Source organism: Ralstonia pickettii, from assembly GCF_030582395.1.
Classification (GTDB): domain Bacteria; phylum Pseudomonadota; class Gammaproteobacteria; order Burkholderiales; family Burkholderiaceae; genus Ralstonia; species Ralstonia pickettii_D.
On sequence record NZ_CP104381.1, the window covers coordinates 2,123,251 to 2,138,091 of the forward strand.

At 62.8% G+C, this 14,841-nt stretch carries 26 protein-coding genes; 8 read left to right on the plus strand and 18 right to left on the minus strand.

Annotation, left to right across the window (positions count from 1 at the left end; all coding sequences use genetic code 11):
* From N5B55_RS10295 to N5B55_RS10375, 17 genes are read right to left on the minus strand one after another with little or no spacing between them, the layout of a single operon-like run.
* Nucleotides 1-1,236: a DUF2213 domain-containing protein gene (locus N5B55_RS10295; protein ID WP_304538095.1), complete on the minus strand. Its 1,236-nt coding sequence runs from the start codon at nt 1,234-1,236 to the stop codon at nt 1-3.
* The gene (locus N5B55_RS10300; RefSeq protein ID WP_304538096.1) at nt 1,217-2,029 is read right to left on the minus strand and encodes a phage head morphogenesis protein; all 813 of its coding nucleotides are present in this window, start codon (nt 2,027-2,029) and stop codon (nt 1,217-1,219) included. The genes N5B55_RS10295 and N5B55_RS10300 overlap by 20 nt, the downstream gene beginning before the upstream one ends.
* Nucleotides 2,029-3,645, minus strand: a complete 1,617-nt coding sequence (locus N5B55_RS10305; protein WP_304538097.1) for a DUF1073 domain-containing protein — start codon at nt 3,643-3,645, stop codon at nt 2,029-2,031. Before N5B55_RS10305 ends, N5B55_RS10300 begins: the two co-directional genes overlap by 1 nt.
* Nucleotides 3,646-3,662: 17 nt before the next feature.
* The gene (locus N5B55_RS10310; protein ID WP_304538098.1) at nt 3,663-4,145 is read right to left on the minus strand and encodes a hypothetical protein; all 483 of its coding nucleotides are present in this window, start codon (nt 4,143-4,145) and stop codon (nt 3,663-3,665) included.
* Between the two features lie 45 nt (nt 4,146-4,190).
* The gene (locus N5B55_RS10315; RefSeq protein ID WP_304538099.1) at nt 4,191-5,660 is read right to left on the minus strand and encodes a PBSX family phage terminase large subunit; all 1,470 of its coding nucleotides are present in this window, start codon (nt 5,658-5,660) and stop codon (nt 4,191-4,193) included.
* Entirely contained in the window at nt 5,657-6,082 is a 426-nt protein-coding gene (locus N5B55_RS10320; RefSeq protein WP_304538100.1) for a hypothetical protein, read from the minus strand. The genes N5B55_RS10315 and N5B55_RS10320 overlap by 4 nt, the downstream gene beginning before the upstream one ends.
* A gap of 44 nt (nt 6,083-6,126) precedes the next feature.
* Nucleotides 6,127-6,327 carry a hypothetical protein gene (locus N5B55_RS10325; protein WP_304538101.1) on the minus strand — a complete coding sequence of 67 codons (201 nt, stop codon included), beginning with the start codon at nt 6,325-6,327 and terminating at the stop codon, nt 6,127-6,129.
* On the minus strand, nt 6,312-6,509 hold the full coding sequence (locus N5B55_RS10330; RefSeq protein ID WP_304538102.1) for a hypothetical protein: 198 nt from the start codon (nt 6,507-6,509) through the stop codon (nt 6,312-6,314). The genes N5B55_RS10325 and N5B55_RS10330 overlap by 16 nt, the downstream gene beginning before the upstream one ends.
* Before the next feature lies 1 nt (nt 6,510).
* Nucleotides 6,511-6,693 (minus strand): hypothetical protein, encoded by a 183-nt coding sequence (locus N5B55_RS10335; RefSeq protein WP_304538103.1) that lies wholly within the window; start codon nt 6,691-6,693, stop codon nt 6,511-6,513.
* A 1-nt stretch (nt 6,694) separates the two neighbouring features.
* The gene (locus N5B55_RS10340) at nt 6,695-7,348 is read right to left on the minus strand and encodes a hypothetical protein (protein ID WP_304538104.1); all 654 of its coding nucleotides are present in this window, start codon (nt 7,346-7,348) and stop codon (nt 6,695-6,697) included.
* Nucleotides 7,349-7,404: 56 nt separating this feature from the next.
* Complete coding sequence (locus N5B55_RS10345; protein WP_304538105.1) at nt 7,405-7,833, minus strand: hypothetical protein; 429 nt, start codon at nt 7,831-7,833, stop codon at nt 7,405-7,407.
* Nucleotides 7,830-8,108: a hypothetical protein gene (locus N5B55_RS10350; protein WP_304538106.1), complete on the minus strand. Its 279-nt coding sequence runs from the start codon at nt 8,106-8,108 to the stop codon at nt 7,830-7,832. The genes N5B55_RS10345 and N5B55_RS10350 overlap by 4 nt, the downstream gene beginning before the upstream one ends.
* On the minus strand, nt 8,105-8,860 hold the full coding sequence (locus tag N5B55_RS10355; RefSeq protein ID WP_304538107.1) for a hypothetical protein: 756 nt from the start codon (nt 8,858-8,860) through the stop codon (nt 8,105-8,107). Before N5B55_RS10355 ends, N5B55_RS10350 begins: the two co-directional genes overlap by 4 nt.
* A gap of 2 nt (nt 8,861-8,862) precedes the next feature.
* A complete protein-coding gene (locus tag N5B55_RS10360; RefSeq protein ID WP_304538108.1) occupies nt 8,863-9,978 on the minus strand; it encodes a DUF1376 domain-containing protein in 1,116 nt (371 codons plus the stop codon).
* Nucleotides 9,975-10,655 carry a DNA-methyltransferase gene (locus N5B55_RS10365; protein ID WP_304538109.1) on the minus strand — a complete coding sequence of 227 codons (681 nt, stop codon included), beginning with the start codon at nt 10,653-10,655 and terminating at the stop codon, nt 9,975-9,977. Before N5B55_RS10365 ends, N5B55_RS10360 begins: the two co-directional genes overlap by 4 nt.
* Nucleotides 10,652-10,816, minus strand: coding sequence for a hypothetical protein (locus N5B55_RS10370; protein WP_304538110.1), 165 nt, complete (start codon nt 10,814-10,816; stop codon nt 10,652-10,654). Before N5B55_RS10370 ends, N5B55_RS10365 begins: the two co-directional genes overlap by 4 nt.
* Nucleotides 10,813-11,190, minus strand: coding sequence for a hypothetical protein (locus N5B55_RS10375; RefSeq protein ID WP_304538111.1), 378 nt, complete (start codon nt 11,188-11,190; stop codon nt 10,813-10,815). The genes N5B55_RS10370 and N5B55_RS10375 overlap by 4 nt, the downstream gene beginning before the upstream one ends.
* Nucleotides 11,191-11,276: 86 nt before the next feature.
* Here N5B55_RS10375 and N5B55_RS10380 point away from each other — a divergent pair, with 86 nt between their 5' ends.
* Nucleotides 11,277-11,606 carry a hypothetical protein gene (locus tag N5B55_RS10380; protein ID WP_304538112.1) on the plus strand — a complete coding sequence of 110 codons (330 nt, stop codon included), beginning with the start codon at nt 11,277-11,279 and terminating at the stop codon, nt 11,604-11,606.
* 13 nt (nt 11,607-11,619) lie between these two features.
* Here N5B55_RS10380 and N5B55_RS10385 read toward each other — a convergent pair whose 3' ends face one another.
* Complete coding sequence (locus N5B55_RS10385; protein WP_304538113.1) at nt 11,620-11,886, minus strand: hypothetical protein; 267 nt, start codon at nt 11,884-11,886, stop codon at nt 11,620-11,622.
* 76 nt (nt 11,887-11,962) lie between these two features.
* Between N5B55_RS10385 and N5B55_RS10390 the strand changes: the two genes are divergently transcribed.
* The 7 genes from N5B55_RS10390 (at nt 11,963) to N5B55_RS10420 (ending at nt 14,839) form a co-directional block, all read left to right on the plus strand.
* Nucleotides 11,963-12,718 carry an XRE family transcriptional regulator gene (locus tag N5B55_RS10390; protein WP_304538114.1) on the plus strand — a complete coding sequence of 252 codons (756 nt, stop codon included), beginning with the start codon at nt 11,963-11,965 and terminating at the stop codon, nt 12,716-12,718.
* Nucleotides 12,719-12,822: 104 nt separating this feature from the next.
* Nucleotides 12,823-13,395 (plus strand): OB-fold protein, encoded by a 573-nt coding sequence (locus N5B55_RS10395; RefSeq protein WP_304538115.1) that lies wholly within the window; start codon nt 12,823-12,825, stop codon nt 13,393-13,395.
* A gap of 137 nt (nt 13,396-13,532) precedes the next feature.
* Nucleotides 13,533-13,877, plus strand: coding sequence for a hypothetical protein (locus tag N5B55_RS10400; RefSeq protein WP_304538116.1), 345 nt, complete (start codon nt 13,533-13,535; stop codon nt 13,875-13,877).
* Complete coding sequence (locus tag N5B55_RS10405; RefSeq protein ID WP_304538117.1) at nt 13,874-14,023, plus strand: hypothetical protein; 150 nt, start codon at nt 13,874-13,876, stop codon at nt 14,021-14,023. Before N5B55_RS10400 ends, N5B55_RS10405 begins: the two co-directional genes overlap by 4 nt.
* 112 nt (nt 14,024-14,135) lie before the next feature.
* Nucleotides 14,136-14,312 (plus strand): hypothetical protein, encoded by a 177-nt coding sequence (locus N5B55_RS10410; protein WP_304538118.1) that lies wholly within the window; start codon nt 14,136-14,138, stop codon nt 14,310-14,312.
* Nucleotides 14,312-14,518, plus strand: coding sequence for a hypothetical protein (locus N5B55_RS10415; RefSeq protein WP_304538119.1), 207 nt, complete (start codon nt 14,312-14,314; stop codon nt 14,516-14,518). Before N5B55_RS10410 ends, N5B55_RS10415 begins: the two co-directional genes overlap by 1 nt.
* Before the next feature lie 27 nt (nt 14,519-14,545).
* A complete protein-coding gene (locus tag N5B55_RS10420) occupies nt 14,546-14,839 on the plus strand; it encodes a KTSC domain-containing protein (protein WP_304538120.1) in 294 nt (97 codons plus the stop codon).
* Nucleotides 14,840-14,841 lie beyond the last annotated feature (2 nt).

Consider the following 14,841-nt stretch of genomic DNA (forward strand, 5'->3'; position numbering starts at 1 on the left):
TTACGCGTGGTTGATCTTGGCGAGGCCCGGGAAGAGCTTGTGCAGCTCGGCGCCGGTCTTCTCGTCGCTGGCGGTCAGCACCGGCGAGCCGGGGCGGTTCTGGAGCAGCACGTCGACGATGCCCGCATAGGCCACCTTCTCGTGCTTCTCGGGGTCCATGCCGCCGACCTTGAGGGCGTGCGCATAGATGGCCTCGGCAGAGTCGAAGGCCATGGCGTCGATCTTGCCGGTGATCGGCGCAACCTTGTCGGCTGCGCGGAAGCGGCCTTCGATCGACTGGCGCACACCGTCGGTCGCCACCTTGATCTTGGCGTCCATGGCCGAAGCATTCTTCGCCTCCTCGGCCTTGCGGGCTTCCTCGGCGCGGGCTTCTTCGTCCTGGGCGGCCTTGCGCTTGGCTTCCTCGTCTTCGTCGCTGGCGCCCTTGGGTTCGAGCTTGGCGATCAGTTCCTTCAGCAGGCCGACGATCTCGGCGCTGCCGTTGTCCTGTGCCTGCGTCGGCTCGCCGCCGAGTGCCTGCACTTCTTCGAGGGCCTCTTCCAGCGCTTGTTCGGCGGCTTCGGTGTCGAGGCCCTCGTCCATCGCCACCTTGAGCTTCGGCAGTCGCGCCTTGAGCGCGGCCTGTTGCTTCGGGTTCAGTTTCACGGTTCGTACCTTTTCAGGGGGTTGGATTTGGGAGTCGGCGACCAGCACATCGGGACCGGCGCGGCCCTCTACGACTAAAGCGACGTGATTGCCTTCAATCTGCGTCATCTTTATTTCGTATGGCTGGGAATTATATGAGCCATTTTCCAAAACGGGAACGTAGCGATAAGAACTGCTCAATTCTCGTTGCTCGTCAGACTCAATTTTCCCGATGAATTCGGCGTCCCAGAACGCCAAATCATTGGTTAAATACTCACCGTCAAATTGCGAATTAGAGCCAGTAGTCCCGATAATCAGTTCCTTTTTCGGGTCTTTTGCACTTACGTGTTTGTGGACAGCGAGGATGGGCAGCTTGTTGAACGTGGAGGCCGCGCGGCGCAGCTCTTCTGGCGGCCGGAAGACGTTGTAGACACGATCTGGATCGAGCCCGAGCTCTTCGCCGCCGACGATCTCACGGCCCCAGTACGGATTCACATCTGCTTTAGAGATTCGGCTTACGGCCACTTTCATGCGACCGTCTTTATCGAAAGAACGCACCGTTTCTTTATCAAAAGCCAGAATTACCTCGGATTTATTCATCATCTTCATCATCAACACCGGGAATGATTGGAGCGGCCACACATCCGCAATTTATCTCTTCACCTGGAAAAGTCCACTTGCCGTCAATAAAAAGGCCTTTTGCCAGATCAAAAACCTTTCCATTGGCGTGCACATGCGACGGGCGCGGCGTCTTGCCGCCGCCGGTGTGCATCCAGCGCGCTTTCGTGACGCCCAGCGAAAGCTGGCGGGCGCGCGCCATCTGCGCGGTGGCCTTGTTGTTCTGGTCGTTGGCGATCAGCTTCGCGCGGCGGCGGGTGACGGCGTAGCGCTCCTGCAGCTCGTCGGTGAGCGTCTTCAGGTCGCGGCCGGCGGCCACGCTGCGCATCACCAGCCCTTCCACCTCGGTGGCGTATTCCGACTGAATCGACTTGATGAGCGAGACGTTTTCCTGCACGGTCGCCTGCATCACGGTGTTCGTGAGAATCGTGTCCTTCATCGTGACGGCCATGCCGGTGGCGGACACGACGGACTGCCGCACGGCGTTCATGGCGTGCCGGTCGATCTTCCCGATGAAGTAGTCGGCGAGGTCTGGCGCCTTCTCGGCGAACATCTTTCGCCACTGCGTCGCGCGCTTGCGCAGCTCGTCGCCCAGGGTACGGGCCGGGCTGGCGTCGGTGGCAATCTCGCTCTCGCGCTTGCGGTAGGCGGCCGTCAACCAGTAGATGGTCGAGCGGTGCATCTCATCGATGAGGCGTTCCAGCGAGCGCTGGTAGCTGATGCGGGCGGTGGCGCTGGGGCGCGCCGGGCGCATCTCGCCGCGCACTTTGGGTGCGCGCGCCGGCATCAGACTGCTCCGGCGCGGTCGTCTTCTTCGATCCCCTCGCCGATCTTTCCGCCGTTGGGCAGTTCGGGCAGATCGTCGACGTCGATCGAGTCATAGCCGCTGTCAGGGTCGGCGGCTAGGCGGGCGCGCTCCTCCTCGGCACTCACGACGCCGCGGTCGTAGTAGACGGCGAAGGTATCGGCATTGGCCTTGCGGTTCGTGGCCTTCTCGGCTTCCGACTGCTCGTGCAGCGGCACGAAGCGGTGCGTGAGGTCTTCGTCGATCATGCCAGTCTCCGAGAGCTGAATGATCTTGATGGCCTTGGCCAGATTGTCGCCGAAGACGTTGGCCTGCTGGCTGGCAACGTGGTCGTACCAGTTTGCCTCGTCGTATTCGCCGGTGGAGTTGAAGCCCTTCGGCGAGATGCCGAGCAGCTTCACGGCCGGCGTGCGGCTGATCGCGGCCAGCAGTTCGAGCTGCTGCGACACGATGTCGGCCAGCCCCGACAGCGGCGTGTTCACCTGGACAAAATCCTCGGCTTCCTTGTCGAGTGCCATCAGGCCCTCGTTCGAGCCCAGCAGGCTCCACATCAACGCGCGGGCCTTCAGAGACGCCGCATCCTCGTAGCCGCCGCCGTTCATGACCTGGCTCATGTCGGTTTTCAGGATCGACGTGCTGAAGCGCTTGATGAGCTTGGCGACCGAGATGCGCACCGTGTCGAACCGGTCGACGTAATCAAGCGCCATCTGGGCGAGCGGGATCCCGAAGAAGTTGTAGGCCGGCTTCAGCAGGACGGGCGGCTCGTTCTGGAGAAAGTGCAGCATGCGAGAGCCGTGCACAGTTCGGCCCTGAACGAGCCATTTGTTGGGCCGGTAGTAGTCAGGCGCGAGCGGGTTGTCGGCGTTGTAAGGCGCGGGGTAGCAGTTGATCGGCTCGATGATCCGGAAGCCCTTGAACGAGCCCTTGCTGATCTTCGCCGAGTCGAGCGTCAGAGGCGTCTGCACTTCGGCCAGGCCGGCGGCCGTATTGGTGTCGTCGCCCATGTCGATGAAGAGCATGCAGCCGCCGAAGTAGCCGGTTTTCTTCATCGCCGTGTTGAACGCGGCCTTGAGGTGGAAGCGCTCGGTGGCCGCCTGCAGCGCCTTCACGCGCTCGGCGTCCGATTCTTCGCTGCCCTGCCCGCTGAACTCGATCCACTTGCGGGTCATCTCGTCGGCCAGGGTCTCGACCATGGCGCGGATGAGCGGATGCTGGGAGAGCAGCGAGAGCGCGGCGTAACCGATGAAATCGACGCCGTTGAGCTGGTTGAAGCCGCCGCACGTGCCCAGTGTGGCCGTCAGGTTGTCGCAGATGGAATCCATCGCGACCTCCGGCGCCTCTTCGCCCTTGGTAAAGGTGCCGGGCGCTACCACGGGCGGTTTGAACTTCGCCGACCAGTCGACCGCAGCGCCTGCAGCCGCATCCTGGGCGACCAGGGCGTCGATCACCGTGGGGCTGATCTTCATGCCCCGCCGTTCAGGACCGACCAGCTGCGGAAAGCTAGGTTCGATGCGCGGTGCCGGCGCAGCCTTGGCTTGCGCAGCACCAGGGGAAACGAGCGGCACGCCGCTGACGAGAGAACGGATTCGATCGAGCATGGCGTGCCGTGGTTGGATTACGACAGGTCGGCCGGCTTGTAGTCGCCGGTCGCATCAGCGGTCGTCGAGGCCGCCGAATGCAGGTGCAGCAGGATGCCGATGGCGTGCAGATCGGCCTTCAGATCTTCGACAGCCTCGTGCTCGAAGGCGTGCAGCTTCGCCATCAGGCCGGCGAATCGGTCGCGTGCCTCGGCGTGGTCTTCCACATCGAGCAGCACGGACGGCGCCGGGTCATCGGTGGCCGCGGTGCCGGCGTCGGTCGAGGCAGTCGTCGCAGACGAGGCAGTGTCGCTTGCGGGGGTATCGGCCGCACTGGATACAGCGGCCACGGGCTCCCCCGATTCCACCGGCGCAGCGGCAGCGGCGGCGTCGGTGGTGGTCGAAGTGGTGTCGGCAGGCGCCTGGGCATCGGCGGGGGCGGCCGACGGGGCGTCGTCAGCCATGCGGAACGTGGTGAGGGACAGGCCAATGACAGCGGCGAGCAGCGAGAGCGTGCGCATTTCTGATACTCCGTAAAGTGGTTTAAATCACGCAAAAGAATGGAATTAAGACCCCATTACGGCGCGCAATGCGTCATCCGAAATATTCAGGCCTGTACCACGTCCACGGATATAGCCATCCATCGAATAGCGAATTCCGTCAATGTGGTGGTTCCATGCGTCGACGATTATAGGCAGAACCTCCCCTGTTGTTTTATCGACCTTGTATGAATAGCGCTCAAACTCTTCAATGGTTTTAACGCACCGTGGATGAATAATAATCGCGTCAAAACCGCGTAAAAACGTGATTCCATCCTCTACAGAGCCGCCCCACTTCTTCGCGGCCTCGATGTTGAACCCCTGCTTGGCGACGAGGCTGATCGTCTCGGGCCGCGCACAGTCAGCCTTGATCTTCCAGCGGCGGGCACCGGGTATGCCCTTGAACTTCAGGCCGTCGGCCAGGCGCCATTTCGCCTTCTGCTCTTCCCGCATGCCCTCATTGCCGGCGAACAGCTTCCAGATTTCATCGAGATCGACCTGCTCGCCGTGGGCCTCGTAGTCGACATAAAGCGTATTTCCTTTGACGAAACTGCGATTAAGCGTGGTCGGGTCTTTTGCAAAGCCCCAGTCGGCACCAAAAAAGAAACGCGCATTGGCCGGCGTCTCGAATTCCTCTTTCCGCCATTTACCGGCAAAGATCAATTCATCGGAGCGCCGATTGAATTTGCCGAGCCAAATCCAGTTGTAACGGTCGGTGTCGGTGCGCTCCATCTTGGCGCGCTCCAGTTCCAGCTCGTCGGTGAACCACGGGTTATCGGTGTAGTTGGCGCGGATGATGAGCACGTCGTCATCCTCGTAGCAGCCGTCGGCGTCGAGCAGGTGCTCATACGGCCCGATGAGGTCGACCCACGTCGGATCGGTCGCCTTGTTCGGGTTGAAGGTGACGATGATCTCCGACCCCGGCTCACGGATGGTCGGCATGAGGACTTGCCACGACTCGCGGGAAACCGTCTCGCCTTCCTCCACCCAGGCCTTTGTCGCCTTGGCGAAGCCCTTGATGCCATTGACGTTGCGCAGCAGACCGCGAAACGAAAAGCTGCTGCGGGTCGCCGGCACGCGGATGGTCTTGCGGCCCACTACGAACGATTCGGACAGGTCGCGCCGCTCGATCTCTTCTGACAGCTCGGCGAGACTGGATTCCTCGATCGATGCCTGGATCTCGCGAAGGCACAAGACGCGCTCCCGGCGCGCCGAAGCCTGGGCGGTGAGGATGGAGACGACCGTGCGTGTCTTGGCCGATCCGCGCCCGCCGTAGACGATCTTCAGGCGCTTCGGGTAGATCAGGCGTTCCAGCTTGGCGGGAATGAGCACGGTCGGCTCGGCGTCCGTCTCATTCCCATCGATGTCAACGCGCTTGATGACCTCGCGCTGCATGTTGCAGATGCCGAACACAGCCGGTTCGGCCTTGGTGGCGATGCCCTTGAAGTAGCGCTCTACCCGGGCAATCGCCCCACGCGAGATGCGGCGTCGGCTCATTGGCCCTCGGCGAGCTGGGCCTCAATCTTCGCCAGACGGTCGGCGAGTTCGCTGATCTCCAGCACGTCGAGTTTGCCGCGAATCATCGCGACGAGCTGCTGGCCCACGTCGGGCGAGACCTTGCCACCAGCGACGGCGCGCACGATGGCGTCGACCTGCTCGACCGGCGTGCCGCCCTCGGGGAAGTCGAACTGCACCGTGGGAGCGACCGGCTTGGCGGCCGGCGCCACCCGGGTAAGCAGCTCCTTCATCATCACCGTGTCGCCGTCCGAGATGGCCTTCTTGGCGACGGCTTTGTAGAAGCCCTTCTCGTTCATCTTCGTCTCTTCCTTGATCGCCTCAAGGATCTTCGTGCGCAGCTCTTTGCCGCGGCGGCGTGCAGGTTGGCGGGCTGCCGAGAATCGTGTCGCTTCGTTGCTCATTTCCGTTTCCTTTACCGTTTTTTCGGTGGTGGGGTGGTTATCAATCAGCGGCGCGGCCGCTTCACTGGGATGGGGTGAATGCCGCGCATAACGGTGCGCGTCACCTTGGGAATGTCGGGATTCACGCCGGTGGTTCGGGCCACCCAAGCCACGCCCTTGAGGTACGGCGCGACCCACCAGGCGGTGCGGTAGTTGAACGGGATGAAGAGGCTGTATTTGCCCCAGATCTTCACTTCGGTGCGCATGGCATACCTCGGGAAAGCGATTCAGCGAGTGATTGCGCCCGGGTGCCAGCGCTCTGGCGCACCCAGTCGCAGAAGGCGGCGCGCGGCGTATCGCCCTTGCCGATCGGCCAGATTGCCCAGCCGCTGGACAACATTGCACAGGCCCAGCGTCCGCCGCGCAGCAGGTAGATGTGCGGCCGCATGTCAGGACTCCTCCGTGGGCGCCTTGATGATCTTGGTGCGCATCGCTCTCTGCACCATGCGTTGGACGTGCGCATCGCTCGGAAGACGCTGGGTCAGCATGGCGAATGCCATCAGCAGCAGCACGTATGGCCTCCACCACCAGGCGAATGAGCATTGGACGGTGATCGTGTCGACGCGTGGCATGTCAGGCCTCCTGCTGCAGCGCCAGCGACAGAATCGCCACCGCATCAGCCTCGTTGTCGTCGACGACCTTGATGCCGCGTTGACGTGCCGCCGCAACCATCTCCGACTTCGACGCGTTGCCCTTCCCGGTCCACGCCTTCTTCACGGTGCCCACGCCGACGCCGTGCAGCGGAATGTTGTTGATCGCCGCCCAGGCTTCAACGATGGCCAGGAAGCCGCAGTACGCCCGCGCCGCAAGGTTCGATGCGAAGGGCTGTTTCACATCCTCGTAGTACACGGCGTGGATGCCGCCGCACTCGGTCGCGGTGTCCATCAGCCATTTGCGGAAGGCCAGCCAGCGATGACCTTTGCCGCCCAGGCGGTTCGAGTCGAAGCGCACCGAGCCGCTGCGGAATGTGCCGTCGCGCGTCATCACCGCCCAGCCCGATTGCGTCGCAAGGTCGAGCGCCAGGATGTTGATGTTGGCCGGCGTCAGTGCTGGTTTTGCAGCCTCGGGCGTACCCAGTTCTGCGGGCCCGGCAACCTGCGAGTTTGCGTTTTTGCGCAAGTTCGCCTTTTCCGCCTGCTTTCGCTTCCAGGCCTCGCACTCAGCGGCGAAAGGAAACGGCGGGATACCGCTCTTGGTGTCCGCAGCCTGCGCATCGAGCGCCTGCATCTCAGCGCGTTTGCGCTCGCTCGGGAAAGGCCAGGCGGCCGGGGCCAGATGGGCTGTCATGCGTCGGTCTCCGCAAAGTGCACGGGCGCGCTGGTCGGGCCCGTGACGGTTCCTGTGGGGGTGAGGGGTTGTTGCTTGCCGGCCTCGCGGGTCAGCGTGACGAGCGCGGATTCGAGGCGCGCCAGCCAGCGACGCACGCCGCTATCAGCCTTCGAGGGCAGCAGATCGGGCCGGCCGTTGTCGGTGAGCAGCTTGTGCACGCCGCGATAGACGTTTTGCCAGTCGGGCGTGCCGGCGTAGCGGCGCACGTCGAGCGTGGCGTTGACGAGGAACTCGTGCTGGGCGAGCGCGGCGGTGATGGCATCGCGGCGCCCCTCGCTGCCGGCGTGGCAGAAGCAAAACCACTTGCCGCCCTGGCCGATGGTGCCGAGCAGCTTGCAGCCGTAGGCCTCGCACATGCCCCAGGAAGCGCCGGTGTCGCTCATGCCGTCACCTCGTCGGGTTGCTCATCGTGGACCGGCACGCCGCTGATCGGGCGCAGCCAGTCATCGCGGACGTTGCACACGGTGACCCACATACCTGCGCGCTTGTTGAACCACGGCGTGGGAAAGCGACACAGCCAGATCGCCACGCCCGGCGGCGCGATGGTGTCGAGCTGGCATTCGCCCTCAACCCCGACTTCGACGATCCGGCCGTCGACAGTCTTCGGGTAGCCCGGCGGCACGACGATGTAGGCGAGGTCACCGCGTTTGCAGTTCATGACCGCGCCTCCAGGTGAGCAGCCACGCGGCGGCCAATCTCGCGCTTCGCCTCGTCGAGCGCTGCGGCCGCCTCACGTGCGCGCCGTTCCCTTTCGGCCTGGCGGCGATCAGCGGAGGTACTCCCCGCCTTCAGCATCTCCTTGATCCGCTGCAGGTTCTCAACCGCTTTCGCATCGGCCGTGGGCTCGTCTTCCTTCCCGCCGGTCCCCGCCAGCAAAGGCACTGCGGCTTTCGCGTTGGCGAGTTGCAGGCGCCCTTCTCGCACCGCTTGTGCGAGAACTTCAGTGCGGCGCGCGCTGTCGTGCCCCTGCGAAACGACCCATTCGGGTGCAGCGTTCAGGCCGCGATTGCGCTCGACAATCCGGGCATATGCGGCCTTGAACGCCATGCGGGCCCCGATTTCGTCACCGTGAAACACGGGCTGCGCGACGTGCCACGCCTCGGCGATCTCGGTCGTCCAAACGACGGTTTCCTGCTCGTCGGCCGCGCGTATTGCGATCGCCCACGCTTCGTCAACCTCGGGGCGCGTGTCGCCGCGCTTGGGCAGGTGTTCGAGGATCTCGGCGGGCGTCGGCGCGAAGCGACTCACGTCGAGGTGCTTCGAGAACGCCGCGGCGACTGCCTCGATTGGGTATGGCGCGAGCTTGGCCCACCACACGTCGAGGATTTCCGGCTCGGGCACAGGCTGCCGAAGAGTGCGGAACGTGCGCGAGAGCAGCGCGATGAACGCTTTCGTGTCGGTCTGGACCATGCTCAGTGCTCCATGTCGATGACGTTGGGATCGGCAGCCGGCGTGCCGGCAAGCCATGCGGCGGCGTTGGCGTCGCTGACGGCGCGGCGCAGTTCGTCGGGAGACTGTCGGGGTGCGGCGGGTTGCTGGGCCGACTGCATCGTGGCCAGCACGCGGTCGACGTAGGACGGCAGGAAGGCGATGGTTTGCTTAGCCTCGGCCTGTGCCTTGGCCACGGCGGTGTCCATGAGGCGGCGCGTGATACCGGCGTTCGTCCATGCGGCGAACAGAGGCCACGTCTTGTTGCGGTGGTGCACGCTCGACGCGTTGATTTCCACGCCATGGCGCTCGCGCCAATAGCGGCACCATGCGGCAGGATCGCCGGGCACGAGGTCGTCATCGTCTCGCGCGATACCCTCAGAGGTACCAGTAACGATGACAGAACCTATGGGTTTACTCTCCTCTCCCTTCCGTTCCTCTCCCTTAAGAGCGTTTTCCGGCGGAAGATCAGGGGCGTTCCGCTGGAAGGGTTCTTTTTTTCCGCCGGAAGCCTGCTTTTTTCCGCCGGAAGAATCAGAACTTCCGCCGGAATTTCCATTGCTTCCGCCGGAAGGTTTCGGATTTCCGCCGGAAGGTGCGCCAAATTCCGCCGGAAAAAGAGCGCGTTCCAGCGGACGGCCAGCGTCGAGCCATGCCTCGAACTCGGGGATTTCCAGCGGAGGAAGGTTGTCAGCGCGCGCCTTGTTGCGCTTGCGCACGCGCTCGGACAGCTTGTCATAGGCGAGCTTGTGCTTGGCGTTCCAGGCTTCGTTCGCCTTCTCGGCGACCACGGCGTGATACAGCCGGCCGTCGGTCGCCTTGATCCAGCCCCGGAGCGCGCGCTCTCGCACCTTCAGCCAGTGCTCGACCATGCGGCCAAATCCGGCGTACTGGGCGAGGTTCACATCGTCGTCGGGCAGCGATGCGGCGGGCACCTGGTGCCAGGACGCGCACCAGAGCAGTACGGCGCAGCGGAATTCTTCGCCTGACAGGCGGGCAGCAAGGTCGCTGTCACGTAGGCGCAGCACGTCGAGCGGCATGTACGAGAAGTCGCGCAGGTCGCAGTCGGCTGGTGTGAGGGGATTGGGTAGGTCGTTCATGCGATCAGCCGTCCTTGCCGCTGCTCGTGCTCGATGCGCTCGCACGCGCGGCTGAAATGCTCGGGATCCAGCTCGACGCCGATGAACGGGTGGCCGGAGCGAAGCGCTGCGATGCCGGTCGTGCCGCTACCCATGAACGGGTCGAAAACGACGGTGCCGCGATCGAGCTTGCAGAGAGAAAGCGCCCACAGCATCAGCGCCACGGGCTTTTGAGTTGGGTGCACGCGGATCCCACCGCGCGACAGGTTCTCCTCGCCCGCGCGAATCATTCCGCGCCATTTGTGGGAGAACAGCCGCGCCGGGCCGCGCAGATTGGTCCAGGCCAGCTCGCAATCGGCCTGGTGATCGCTGGTGGATCCGTCGCGCTTGTCCCAGACGAACCAGCACGATGCATCAGGCAGGCGGCTGCCGAAATGGTTGGCGCCAAACAGCACCACGCGATCGAAGTCTAGGAACGGCGCCGGGTCGAACGGTTGATCGTCGCCGATCACCTTCATCTCGTACTGGACGGTGCGACGCGTGGTGTTCCAGCGATTACGGCTGGTGCCCGTCATCTTGGCGATGTTGATACCGTACGGCGGGTCGGTAATGCAGGCGTGCGAGCGCGGTACCGTCGGCAACAGCTCATAGCTGTCGCCACAGTAAAGCGTGGCATTGCCGATCTGGACGGGTTTCATGCCTTGCGCCCCCGCAGCAGCGCCAGCCCGCAACGGCGCGCCTTGGCATAGATGCCGGCGAGCGTGTGCCGCGGGATCAGCTTGCCGAGCGCGTCGAGGCGCTTGGCTTGCGGATACTCGCGCACGAGCGTCGCCAGTTCGGTGGTTGTCCAGCGCGTCATGTTGCAATCCCTGCCTTCTTCAGCAAGGCAAGAAATTCGGGCCCCAGCGCCTGGATCTGCTCGAGCGCGGCCTGCTTGCCGTTGCGGCTGTCGCCCAGGAACTTCTCGCAGAGGTAGTACAGCGGCGTCATGTCGCCGCTTGTTTCGAGATAGCGCTCGAAGGAATCCAGCGAGAAATGGCGTGTCGGGTCGTCCGAAAGCTGCACGCTCAGATTGCCGGGCGCCTGATCCAGATCGCCGGCCACGCGCTTGAGGCCTCGCCGATAGACGCCGGTGGCCACCACATCGCGCGCGCTGCTGTAGCGCTCGGTGAGCCCCGGCTCGAAGTCGAGCACGAGCTGGTTTTCGGTTTGAGAGCGGGTTTTGATAGCCACGGATAACACCTTTTATCTTTCGTTCTCGCCAGTTATCAATGGAGTACGGCCAAAATTCGACCCATCAACGGAACGGCGAAAAAGCAATGACGACGAAGACGCGCAGCGGCAGTTACCAGGTCGAGCACGAGCTGCTGATGGGCATCCTCGCGGCGCTCGCGGTGCACTTCCCCTACCCACTCCCCGAGCCCGATAAGGTGCTCGGCGAGCTGACCGGCGGCGATCGAGAGGCGCTGTTCATGCACGTTCTGTATCTCCACTACCTGGGGTTCTTGCGCTCGAATTTGGTCGAGCTGTTCCGGTCGAGTAGACCGGATGACCTGTTTCACCCCGCCCGACTGTCTTGGGGCGAGGGGCCGGTGCTGACACCGAAAGGGCTCAACGCGCATTTGGGCGTCGTGCCGGTGGTGTGGTGATGGGAGTGGGGGTTCATGCGGCCACCTGTTCGGTGGCGACATCGGCAGCAATCGCCGGATGGGCGGTAGCCGGGAGATCGGCTTCGAAAGCGTCGAGCTTCTCGAAGTAGTCGGCGAGCGCTTCGACCTTGCTGACGGCCGGATCGGCGATCTGGCCTTGAGCGATCTTGCGCACCGTGGAAATGGGGACGCCGGAGCCGCGTGCGACATCTGGCCAGCGCCCACGGGATTCATTGAGCCGGCGCCTCACGTACGCCGACATTTTTTCAGGACGGACCATTTATGACTCCGCTATGTGTCTTCGAGCGGAGTATAGACCGTCTATGGCTATTCACGCAAGCCGCAAAGGGACGACCATGCAATCCATAATTGGTCAGATGAAAGAACAGCCAAAAGACATCGTTGCGAGGCAGCTTTCGTCACTCATGGAGGCCTTTCCGCCTCTGGGGACGCAGCAAAAGCTCGCCAAACGAACGGGGATCGGACAGACCACCATCGGCCGCATCCGCCGAGGCGAGGTCAATGCCACTGCCGACAACATCAAAAGGATCGCCGAGGCGTTCAGCGTCCCGGTCAGCTATCTTTACGGAGAGACGGACGTATCGGGCCTGACCGAAGAGGAACAGAACCAGCTTATGGAGCAGCGCCTAGAAGAGTACGAATCTCAGCGGGCTGACGGTAATCTGGTGAGCGTGCCGCGCTTCGACGTGCGCGGATCGATGGGAGCTGGCTTCCCAATGCCCGAGCACGACCATGTTATCGAGCGCATCCAAGTAACGGCCGCCTGGGTGCGCGACGCCCTGCCCTCGATCACTTCGCCGCGGAATCTTGCACTGATGCCGGCGTTCGGCGATTCCATGGAGGGCACGTTCAGCGACGGCGACATGCTGTGGGTCGATCGCGGAGTGACTGAGGTGAAAATCGACGCCGTGTATGTCCTGGCGCTGCGCGACGAGCTGTACGTGAAACGGCTCCAACGCCGCCCCGACGGCTCCGTGCTCATGATCTCCGACAACAAGGCCTATGAGCCCTATCTAATCCAAAACGGCGAGCGTGAGAAATTCCAGGTCCTCGGCCGAGTGGTTTTTGCTTGGAGAGGGAAGCGGCTGTAAATCTCATGAAGATAATATTTGCCCACACCGTCTTCGCCGCAATAATTGGTTGCCTCCCGCTGCCCGGGAATGCGGCAGGTGCCCCTGATGCCCCGGTGAGCGCTATGCAGATTGCGCTTGACTATCAGCACGACCAGCAAGCCGCAGACATCAAATACAAGGGCAAGATTCTTGATGTGCATGGTGTCGTGAAGAGCACGGGCAGCACTCCGACACAGGGGGGATTCATAAAACTCATCGGAATCAATGCAGACTCCGGTTTTGTGCGGGCTTGGGTTTCTGGCGGATATTCAAACATCGCCTCGGTAAATAAAAACGATGAAGTTTCTCTCAAATGCAAAGCCCAAGGAATATCAGATAGCGAAGTAACGCTATTCTGCGAGGCCCCGAACAATACAATCCAAAAGAAACCGCCCGCCAACCCGCATCCAACGCACCAGCAAGTGTGCGTTGCTGATGCTTCACTTCTGCAGAAAATCGCCACTGCACGCGACCTCGGCGTAAAGCGCAGCGAAGTCCGCGAAGCGATTGCACAAGACCTGCAACGCGAGCCAGCCTTTAGCCAGTCTTTCCGGCACACCTACCCGCAAAAGATTGACTACCTTTACTCTCGCCCCTGGATCACTGCCGACATGGCCAGGGAAGGCTACTACAACGCCTGCATGACCGCCCGATAGACGTCATCGAGAGCCTGACAGCCAACAACTCCGCAATAGCGGAGTTTTTTTTCGCCCACGCAGTCCGAATATGGCTTGACTTACGGTCCGTTCACGGTCTACAGTTCGAGCCATAGACGGTCTAACGAGAGGCGAACATGCAGACCACCCAGACCCGCAACCACCGGCACCTCATCGGCGCGGCGCTGATTTTCCGCATCCGCGCGAAGGCAGCAGCGAAGGCGACGGCGCAGTCCATCAAGTCGCTGCACGACGGCCAACCGCTGGTCGCTGCCAACGCCACGTTCCTCTGCAACGCCTACTTCGGTGCCGTGCGCATCGACCTCTACGGCACATCGCATCGCTTGCGCTCGGGCACCACAGTTGACCTCGACGACGCGGCCATCGCTGGCACGCAAATCAGCCTGCGCGACTCGCTCAGCAAGAAGCAATGGATGGAGCTGCACTACCAAGCGCAGATCGCGATCGAGGAGGCAGCGTGATCTACGTCTACGCGGCTATCGGCCTGGTGGCCACCTTCGCCTTGGTCTGGGGCTTCATCGCCCTGGTGAACAAGCTGGCTGGCGACCTACTCGCCGATCCCATGGAACACCACGACGACCAGCGCTCGCAGCGCGGTCGGTACTAGCCCACTGGAGCCTGACCATGATCCTGCTGAAGCTCGCCGCCGTCGCCATCGCGGCACTCATTGCGCTCTACGCCTTCGTGGTGAACCACGAACGCAAGAACGGGAGGTGACCGTGCACCTCACCGACAACGAAGCCGCACAGCGCGCAGCAGACCGCGAGAACCGGCTCACCGAGTACATGCGCCGCAAGCGCAACAACTTCCTGCTGAACGCTTTGCTGCTGCTCAGCGTGGCCATTTTTCTCGGCGCCGAGCTGACCGCTTTCCTGATCGAAAAGGGGTACCTGTGATGCTGACCAACCACTACCGCACCCGCGACTACCGCGTCGCGCGCTCGCTGAACGAGGCCTTCGGCCCGTATGCCGAGCTGGCCACCGAGCGCAGCAAACACCTGTCGGATCGCGCGCTCGACTGGCTCGGCGCCATCTGCGTGGGCATCGGCATCGGCGTGACCCTGTACCTCGTTGCCGCTTTCGCCGCCGGCCCCGGCGCCTGACCTCCCCCTCACCACCGGAGCACCAGCATGACCACCACCGCCGCACCCGTTATCGCCATGGATGAAGTCGAGTCGTCGCAGATCCACTCCATCGGCTACGACTCGGCCAGCCAGACCTGTGCCATCCGTTTCAAGGATCGCAAGACTGGCGCGCCCACGTCGCTCTACCACTACTTCGACTTCACGCCGGAGAACTGGGACGCCTTCCGCAACGCCGAGTCGTTCGGCTCGCATTTCGGCAAGTACATCAAGCCAAACAAAGAGCGCTTCCCCTACGTATGCGTCGAAAAGATGCCCGCGCCCGCAGCGCAGGCCGAGTAACC